The sequence below is a fragment of the Streptomyces sp. IBSBF 3136 genome (assembly GCF_036815105.1).
In the GTDB taxonomy this organism is placed as follows: Bacteria; Actinomycetota; Actinomycetes; order Streptomycetales; family Streptomycetaceae; genus Streptomyces.
In genome coordinates, this window is the sequence record NZ_JAJSZC010000300.1 from 1 (window position 1) to 7,605 (window position 7,605).

9 protein-coding genes are annotated in these 7,605 nt (G+C 74.5%); 4 read left to right on the forward strand and 5 right to left on the reverse strand.

The genetic code is table 11. The annotated features are described in order from the left end of the window. Positions 1-107: 107 nt before the first annotated feature. Together V7E45_RS36720 and V7E45_RS36725 are read right to left on the reverse strand one after the other, a co-directional pair. Entirely contained in the window at positions 108-1,010 is a 903-nt protein-coding gene (locus tag V7E45_RS36720) for a 1-aminocyclopropane-1-carboxylate deaminase/D-cysteine desulfhydrase (protein WP_333778616.1), read from the reverse strand. Between the two features lie 25 nt (positions 1,011-1,035). Beyond that, positions 1,036-1,629 (reverse strand): N-acetylmuramoyl-L-alanine amidase, encoded by a 594-nt coding sequence (locus V7E45_RS36725; RefSeq protein WP_333778618.1) that lies wholly within the window; start codon positions 1,627-1,629, stop codon positions 1,036-1,038. A gap of 290 nt (positions 1,630-1,919) precedes the next feature. On the opposite strand from V7E45_RS36725, the gene V7E45_RS36730 reads away from it, so the two are divergent. From V7E45_RS36730 to V7E45_RS36745, 4 genes are all read left to right on the forward strand, one after another. After that, positions 1,920-3,326 carry a family 2B encapsulin nanocompartment shell protein gene (locus V7E45_RS36730; RefSeq protein ID WP_333778619.1) on the forward strand — a complete coding sequence of 469 codons (1,407 nt, stop codon included), beginning with the start codon at positions 1,920-1,922 and terminating at the stop codon, positions 3,324-3,326. 112 nt (positions 3,327-3,438) lie between these two features. Next, on the forward strand, positions 3,439-4,569 hold the full coding sequence (locus V7E45_RS36735) for a family 2 encapsulin nanocompartment cargo protein polyprenyl transferase (RefSeq protein WP_333778620.1): 1,131 nt from the start codon (positions 3,439-3,441) through the stop codon (positions 4,567-4,569). Positions 4,570-5,121: 552 nt separating this feature from the next. Then, entirely contained in the window at positions 5,122-5,355 is a 234-nt protein-coding gene (locus V7E45_RS36740) for a hypothetical protein (protein ID WP_333778621.1), read from the forward strand. Positions 5,356-5,447: 92 nt separating this feature from the next. Next, a complete protein-coding gene (locus V7E45_RS36745; RefSeq protein WP_333778622.1) occupies positions 5,448-5,780 on the forward strand; it encodes a DUF952 domain-containing protein in 333 nt (110 codons plus the stop codon). Positions 5,781-5,793: 13 nt separating this feature from the next. Here the strand turns inward: V7E45_RS36745 and V7E45_RS36750 are convergent, their stop codons facing one another. Genes V7E45_RS36750 through V7E45_RS36760 form a run of 3 tightly spaced genes read right to left on the reverse strand, consistent with a single transcriptional unit; the run spans position 5,794 to position 7,471 of the window. Next, complete coding sequence (locus V7E45_RS36750; protein ID WP_333778623.1) at positions 5,794-6,531, reverse strand: VOC family protein; 738 nt, start codon at positions 6,529-6,531, stop codon at positions 5,794-5,796. Positions 6,532-6,590: 59 nt separating this feature from the next. Next, the gene (locus V7E45_RS36755; RefSeq protein ID WP_333778625.1) at positions 6,591-7,019 is read right to left on the reverse strand and encodes a VOC family protein; all 429 of its coding nucleotides are present in this window, start codon (positions 7,017-7,019) and stop codon (positions 6,591-6,593) included. A gap of 53 nt (positions 7,020-7,072) precedes the next feature. Beyond that, on the reverse strand, positions 7,073-7,471 hold the full coding sequence (locus V7E45_RS36760) for a helix-turn-helix transcriptional regulator (protein ID WP_333778626.1): 399 nt from the start codon (positions 7,469-7,471) through the stop codon (positions 7,073-7,075). Positions 7,472-7,605 lie beyond the last annotated feature (134 nt).

The following is a 7,605-nucleotide window of genomic DNA, read 5'->3' on the forward strand; positions in this document are numbered from 1 at the left end:
GGGGGTCGGTGGAGGGCCGGGTGAGGGGGGCGACGGACGGCTGGTCGACGGGCTGTCGGGTCGACGGGCGGCCGGTCGCCGCAGGGGCGGCCGGCGGGCCGGCCCGGTCAGGGCGCCGCGGGGAAGGGCCGGCCGGTGACGACCGCGGCGACCGTCGTCCCGCGCGCGAAGGCGCCTTCCCCGGCCAGGGCGACAAGTCCCCAGAGCAACTTGGCGACATAGAGGCGTTCCACGGGCAGCCCGTGCCGCTGCCCGAAGTCCTCGGCGAAGGCGTCGAGTTCGGGGCCGGTACGGGCGTAGCCGCCGAAGTGGAAGCGGTCGTCGAGGGACCAGGCGCCGGTGCGGGAGCCGAAGGCACGCTCCTGGAGGGCCGTCACCTCGCCCTCCAGGAAGCCGCCCCTGAGCACCGGGACGCCGAGCGCGCGCTGCCCGGGCGCCAGCCCGGCGGCGAGCCCGGCGAGCGTGCCGCCGGTGCCGCAGGCCACCGCCACGACGTCGGCACGGCCGCGCAGCTCCGCGCCGAGGTCGCGGCAGCCGCGCACGGCCGCGGCGTTGCTGCCGCCCTCGGGGACCACGTACGCCCCCTCGGCGCCGGCCGCGCGCAGGAGCGCGGCCAGGGTCTCCGGCTCGTCCTTGCGCCGGTACGTCGACCGGTCGACGAAGTGCAGCCGCATGCCGTCGGCCGCGCACCGGGACAGCGACGGGTTGAGCGGGCGGTCCGCCAGCTCGTGGCCGCGCACCACGCCGGTGGTCGGCAGCCCGAGCAGCCGGCCCGCCGCCGCGGTCGCCCGCAGGTGGTTGGACCAGGCCCCGCCGAAGGTGACCAGCGGCCGGCCCCGCGCCGCCGCCAGGTTCGGCACCAGCTTGCGCCACTTGTTGCCGATCAGCTCGGGGTGGATGAGGTCGTCCCGCTTGAGGAGGAGACGCAGACCGCGCCGGTCGAACCGGTCGTCCCGTATCTCCTCCAGGGGCGACGGCAGACGCGGGGCGAGCTGGCCTGGGCTGGTCACGCCCCCATTGTCGCCCGGCCCCCGGCTACCCCTTCAGCCGCTCCCCGACCCGGTCGCGCAGCCAGGCCATCGAGAAACCGCGCGGGTCGACCTTGCCCGGCTGCCACTCCCGGTGGCCGATGACCGACCGCTCCGTCCAGCCGTGGGCGCGGCACACGGCCGCCGCGGCCCGCTCGATCGCGTCCAGCTGTTCCTCGGGCCAGGGGTCCTCGCCGTCGCCCAGGTTCTCGCACTCGAAGCCGTAGAAGTGCCGGTTGCCGTCGGTGTTCGCCTCGTTGTCCGGCGGCAGCCCCTTCTCGGCGATCACGGCGCGCAGCACGTCGTCGTCGCCGAGGCCGGCGTGGTTGGTGCGGCCGTAGCCGACCAGGTGGACCGTGCCGTCCTTGGTGATCACGCCGTGGCACAGCGGGCCCGGCAGCGCCGGGAACCCGTCGCGGCAGATCTCCACGGTGCGCGCGCTGCCGCGGGTCACGGTGTGGTGGATCATCACGCCGTGGACGGGACCCCAGGGCCCCTTGTGGTTGCGGTTGTGGTGCCGCCAGTCGCCGACCTCGACGACGGTGACGCCTTCCGTGCGAAGCGCGTCCAGAAATCCGCTCGCGGACAGGGGAGGGGCCATGGCCGGCTCCTTCGTGCTGTGCCCGGTGGCCGCCGGTCGCGGCCCCGTCGTACCGGAGCTTCTACCGAAAACGGACGCCCCGGCCTACATCGTTCGCACACTGTGCGAGCCGATCCGGACAGGTCGCGCATCCGGGGCGGTGTTGGACAAGGTCCCTCTTTCTGCCCACTAGTGCGATGATCCATTCCCGCTCTTTCGGGTAATGGCGCGGTCACTCCGTGTGCTGGAAGGCTCGACCGCGCAACCGGTGTGCGAGGCGGCGCCGGGCATACAGGAGAGGGCATTTTCTTATGTCGGTAGGCGAAGAGGTCCGCACGGAGCAGGGCAAGCCCCAGCAGTCTCTCGGCACGGCGGCTGCGCGGAACCTGGCCACCACGACCAAGTCCGTCCCACAGATGCAGGAGATCACCTCCCGCTGGCTGCTGCGGACCCTGCCCTGGGTCGACGTGCAGGGCGGCACGTACCGGGTGAACCGCCGCCTGACGTTCGCCGTCGGCGACGGGCGTATCACCTTCGTCAAGACCGGGGACCAGGTGGAGGTCATCCCGGCGGAACTCGGCGAACTGCCGGCGCTGCGGTCGTACGAGGACGACGAGGTGCTCACCGAGCTGGCCCGGCGCTGCCGGCAGCGGGAGTTCGCGCCCGGGGAGCTGATCGCCTCCTTCGGCAGCCGGACCGACGAGGTCCACCTGCTGGCGCACGGCAGGGTCGAGAAGATCGGCACCGGCCCGTACGGCGACGACGCGGTCCTCGGCGTCCTCGCCGACGGCGCCTACTTCGGCGAGGCGGCGCTGCTGGACCCGGACGCGATCTGGGAGTACACGGCCCGCGCGGACACCGCCTGCACGGTGCTGTCCCTCAGCCGCCAGGACTTCGAGCAGGTCGCCGAGCGCTCCGACTCGCTGCGCGACCATGTCCACCAGCTGCGCTCGATCCCCGAGCAGCGGACCAACAAGTACGGCGAGAAGGAGGTCGAGCTGGCGGCCGGCCACAGCGGCGAGCCGGACCTCCCGCACACCTTCGTCGACTACGAGGGCCGCCCCCGCGAGTACGAACTGAGCATCGCCCAGACCGTGCTGCGCATCCACTCGCGCGTCGCCGACCTCTACAACCAGCCGATGAACCAGACCGAGCAGCAGCTGCGGCTCACGGTCGAGGCGCTGAAGGAGCGTCAGGAGCACGAGCTGGTCAACAACCGGGACTTCGGGCTGCTGCACAACTGCGAGTACGACCAGCGGCTTCAGCCGCACGACGGCGTGCCCAGCCCGGACGACATGGACGAGCTGCTCAGCCGTCGCCGCGGCACCAAGCTGTTCCTCGCCCACCCGCGCGCGATCGCCGCGTTCGGGCGCGAGCTGAACAAGCGCGGACTCGTGCCGGAGACCATCGAGATCGGCGGCAACCGGATCCCGACCTGGCGTGGTGTGCCGATCTACCCGTGCAACAAGATCCCCGTCTCCCCGGAGCGCACGACCTCGATCATCGCCATGCGTACCGGCCAGGACGAGCAGGGCGTCATCGGGCTCCGGCAGTCCGGCATCCCGGACGAGATCGAGCCGAGCCTGTCCGTCCGGTTCATGGGCATCAACGAGCAGGCCGTCATCAACTACCTGGTCACGGCGTACTACTCGGCGGCCGTCCTGGTGCCCGACGCCCTCGGTGTGCTGGAGAACGTCGAGATCGGCCGGTGGAGGTGACGTTTGCGCACGTCGCGGCCGTGTCCCCGCCCTCCGGGGCGGGGGCGTCCCCGGGGTGCGCGGGCGGCCGGAGCACGAGCGGCGCCGTCCGCGGACTGTGCGAGGGGGGCCCATGACCGAGTTCATGACGGGGACCAGGGAGCGTGTGCCCGGAGCGCGCGAGCGGCGGGGGGCCGCGGGCGACGCCGGACCCGGGCCGTTCGACGGGCAGGAGGCGGCGGTGCTGCTGGAGCGGACCCGGGCCCTGGTCGACCCGGCGCTGCGGGCGGCCGTCGACTCGCTGCCCGGCTCCATGCGGCGGATCGCGCTCTACCACTTCGGCTGGCAGCAGGCCGACGGCACACCGGCGGCGGGCAACGCGGGCAAGGCCATCAGACCGGCACTCGTCCTGGCCGCGGCCGCCGCGCTCGGCGGGTCCCGGGCGAGGACGGCGGCGGTCCGGGCGGCCGCGGCGGTCGAACTGGTCCACAACTTCTCGCTGTTGCACGACGACGTGATGGACCGGGACACCTCCCGCAGGCACCGGCCGACCGCCTGGACCGTGTTCGGCGACGCCGACGCGATCCTCGCCGGTGACGCCCTCCAGGCGCTGGCCCTGCGCCTGCTCGCCGAGGACCCGCACCCCGCGGCCGGGCCGGCCGCGGTGCGGCTCGCCGACTGCGTCATGGAACTGTGCGCGGGCCAGCACACGGACACGGCCATGGAGCGCCGCGCCCCGGACGACGTCACCCTGGACGAGGTGCTCGCCATGGCCGAGGCGAAGACCGGCGCGCTGCTGGGCTGCGCCTGCGCCCTCGGCGCCCTGTACGCGGGCGCCGGCGAGGAGGACGTCGCGGCGCTCGACGGGTTCGGCCGCCAGGCCGGGCTCGCGTTCCAGCTGATCGACGACGTCATCGGCATATGGGGCGATCCGCAGCGCACCGGCAAGCCGGCCGGCGCCGATCTCGCGGTCCGCAAGAAGTCGCTGCCGGTGGTGGCGGCCCTCGTCTCCGGCAGCCCGGCGGCGGCGGAACTCGCCGCGCTGTACGGCAGCCCGTACGCCGAGGGGGAGGGCGGGGACGGCGGGGAGATCGCGCGGACGGCCCTGGCCGTCGAGCGGGCCGGTGGCCGGGACTGGGCGCAGGCGGAGGCGGCCGACCGGATGGCCCGGGCGATGCAGGAGCTGGCCCGTGCCGTGCCGGCGCCGGAGGCGGCGGGGGGTCTGCTCGCCCTGGCCGAGTTCGTGACCCGGCGCAGCAGTTAGCGCCTGTCGTCCGGGTCATGCCGGGCTCGCGGGACCTGGTGCCCGATCCGGCCCGGCAGCCGGAAGTCCTCGGACCGCCGCCGGCCGGCGGCGCGGTGTCCGGGGCCGCCGCGACCTGTGACGCGGTGGCCGTGGCCCGCGTCGGCGGCCGGCCGGTGATACCCCGGGGCCACCGGGGGTGTGCGGCTCCTGACCCCGTGCACCCACCGGTGGCTCCGGCCCGGCGGGCCCGCGCCTCGCCCGTTCGCTCGACGGCTTCATCGGTGACGAGCACGGCGACGCCTCCACGCTGCCCCGCTCCTGGACGAGAAGCACCTCGACGCTTCCTGTGCGGCGGCTCGCGGGACCGCGGGGCGCCCTGCTCGGTGAGATCGACGAACTCGTCGTCGAGACGTACCCGCTCGTCCGCGGTCAGGGGATGCCGATGTCCGCCACCGGCCCGGACATGCAGGAGTCCGGCCTGGACGCGGTGCGCCGGTTCTTCGGCGACGGCGTCCTGGTGCGGACGTACCACAGGAAGCGCCGCGCCCCCGGCCGCCCTACGCTGAGGGCATGGACAGGGAGGAACATGTCTGTCCCGTCTGCGGACAGTCCGTCGACACGGTCGTCGGGCGGCACAAGACACTGGGCGCCTGGGTGCCCGTGTGGCGGCCCGGACCGTGCCGCAACCCCGACTGCGCGGCCCACGGCGGGCCGGCCGGGCCGGCTGTGCGGACCGAGCCAGGCGTCCCGGAACCCGGCGCCGGTGCGCCACGCCCCGGCGAGTCCGCGGCGGGCGGCTCCTGAGCGGGGCGATCCCGGGCGGCATGAGCGGGCCGTCCCGGCGGCCGGGGCCCGCGGGGTGCCGCGCGGCCCGGACGAGGCTCTAGCGTGGCCGCATGCCGAAACTGCCGCACATCGTCCACATCACCGAACGCTCCCTGTGGGAGGCGGCGCGCGAGACCGGCACCTACGAGGTGTCCACCCGCGGCCGCACCCTCCAGGAGGAGGGGTTCATCCACTTCTCCACCCGCGAGCAACTCCCGCGTATCGCCGCCTTCCTGTACGGCACGTACGAGGGGCCGGACGACCTCGTGGTGCTGGTCGTGGACCCGGCCCTGCTCGGCGTGCCGGTGCGGTACGAGGCCATGCAGCCGGGCGGCGAGGAGTTCCCGCACGTGTACGGTCCGGTGCCGGTCGGCGCTGTGGTGGACGTGGAGCCCTGGGACTGACCGGGCGGGCCGTTCACGCCCGGGGCAGGCCGCCGGTCTCCGGGTCCCGGCCGGTCAGGCAGTAGCGGCCGCCGGCCGGGTCGCGCATCACCGTCCAGTGCGGACCCCGGCCGACGACCGTGGCGCCCAGCCGCTCGTGCCGCTCCCGAGTGGCCCCGATGTCCGCGCAGGCGAGGTCGGGATGGGCGGAGGCCGGACGCTCGTCGTCGAGCCGCTGCAACAGGATCCGGACCGGCAGGCCCGCCGGCGGTCTGAGCACGTGGAACTCGGGCCGGGAAGCGGCCGGCGACTCCCAGCCGGTCAGCGCGGCCCAGAAGGCGGTCTCGGCGTCGTACACGGAGGGCGGGACGTCCAGGCACACCTGGTCCAGGCGGCTGCCCTCGACCACGGGCGGCCGGACCGCCTCGCCCTGCCAGGCGCCCACGCAGAACGGCTGCCCGCCCGGCGAGCGGAGCACGGCCCAGTCCCCGTGGTCGGCGACCGTCGCCGTGCCGAGCCCGGCGGCCGTGGACAGAAACGCCCGCACGTCCTCGACGAAGAAGTCGAGATGGGCCCCGCCCTCGCCGTCGAGGACCCCCTGCAGTTTCAGGCAGGGGTCAGCGCCGTCCGGCAGCAGCGTCACGAACTCCCGGTGCTCGCCCCTGAATCCGGAGAGCCGGGTGCCCGTGACGGCCGTCCAGAAGGTGTGGGCCGCGGCGAGACGGCCGAGCGGCCGGTCGACGAAGGCGTACGTCCAGCGGATCGTGTTCATGGCGAGATGGTAGGCAGCCGTTCCCGCCGCCGGCCGGGACAATGGATGAGTACCGCCGGTCAGCCCGCCGACTGCTCAGCGGGCCGCTGGAGGAAGCGCAGCATGTTCCCGGCCGGGTCCCGGAAGGCGCAGTCGCGCACCCCGTACGGCTGGTCCGTCGGCTCCTGGAGCACGTCGCCGCCGGCCTCCCGGACCCGCGCGTACAGCGCGTCGCAGTCGGTGGTGGTGAAGATCACCCCGCGCAGCAGGCCCTTGGCGAGCAGCTCGGCGATCGCCTGCTTGTCGGCGGGGGAGATGTCCGGGCTCGCGCCCGGCGGCTCCAGCACGATCTCCACGTCCGGCTGCAGCGGCGACCCCACGGTGACCCACCGCATGCCCTCGAAGCCCACGTCGTTGCGGACCTCCATGCCGAGCACGTCGCAGTAGAAGTGCAGCGCCTTGTCGTGGTCGTCCACCGCGATGAAGCACTGCTTGAGTTTCAGATCCATGGGCCCACGCTAGAGCCGGCCGGGCCGCCGTGCCCCCCGATGCCACGGTCCGGTCAGTACGGCCGGCGCCGGGGGCGGGTGAACGAGCGGGCCACGCAGGACGGGATCACCGCGCTCTCCTCGTGCGAGCCGGCCCGGTAGGCGCTCGGGGTCCGGCCGACCAGCTCGGTGAACCGCGAGCTGAAGGAGCCGAGCGAGGTGCAGCCGACGGCGAAGCACACCTCGGTGACCGTGAGGTCGCCGCCGCGCAGCAGCGCCTTGGCGCGCTCGACCCTGCGGGTCATCAGATAGCTGTACGGCGTCTCGCCGTACGCCTTGCGGAAGCTGCGCTGGAAGTGGCCCGGCGACATGTGGGCGCCGCGGGCCAGCTCGGCCATGTCGAGCGGCTCGGCGTACTCGCGGTCCATGCGGTCGCGCACCCGGCGCAGCCGTACCAGGTCCTCAAGCGTCATGCCCCACAGCTTGGCACGCCCGGCGGCCCGGCGGTGCCGGACGGGCGGGGTCCGGTCACCGCACGGGGCCCGGCACGCCACGGGGGGGGGGGGGGGGGGGGGGGGGGGGGGGGGGGGGGGGGGGGGGGGGGGGG

Excerpts from the sequence above, each read along its gene's own strand:
- V7E45_RS36725 (WP_333778618.1), bottom strand. The coding sequence starts at position 1,629 with ATGGCCCCTCCCCTGTCCGCGAGCGGATTTCTGGACGCGCTTCGCACG.
- V7E45_RS36730 (WP_333778619.1), top strand. The coding sequence starts at position 1,920 with ATGTCGGTAGGCGAAGAGGTCCGCACGGAGCAGGGCAAGCCCCAGCAG.
- V7E45_RS36735 (WP_333778620.1), top strand. The coding sequence starts at position 3,439 with ATGACCGAGTTCATGACGGGGACCAGGGAGCGTGTGCCCGGAGCGCGC.
- V7E45_RS36740 (WP_333778621.1), top strand. The coding sequence starts at position 5,122 with ATGGACAGGGAGGAACATGTCTGTCCCGTCTGCGGACAGTCCGTCGAC.
- V7E45_RS36745 (WP_333778622.1), top strand. The coding sequence starts at position 5,448 with ATGCCGAAACTGCCGCACATCGTCCACATCACCGAACGCTCCCTGTGG.
- V7E45_RS36750 (WP_333778623.1), bottom strand. The coding sequence starts at position 6,531 with ATGAACACGATCCGCTGGACGTACGCCTTCGTCGACCGGCCGCTCGGC.
- V7E45_RS36755 (WP_333778625.1), bottom strand. The coding sequence starts at position 7,019 with ATGGATCTGAAACTCAAGCAGTGCTTCATCGCGGTGGACGACCACGAC.
- V7E45_RS36760 (WP_333778626.1), bottom strand. The coding sequence starts at position 7,471 with ATGACGCTTGAGGACCTGGTACGGCTGCGCCGGGTGCGCGACCGCATG.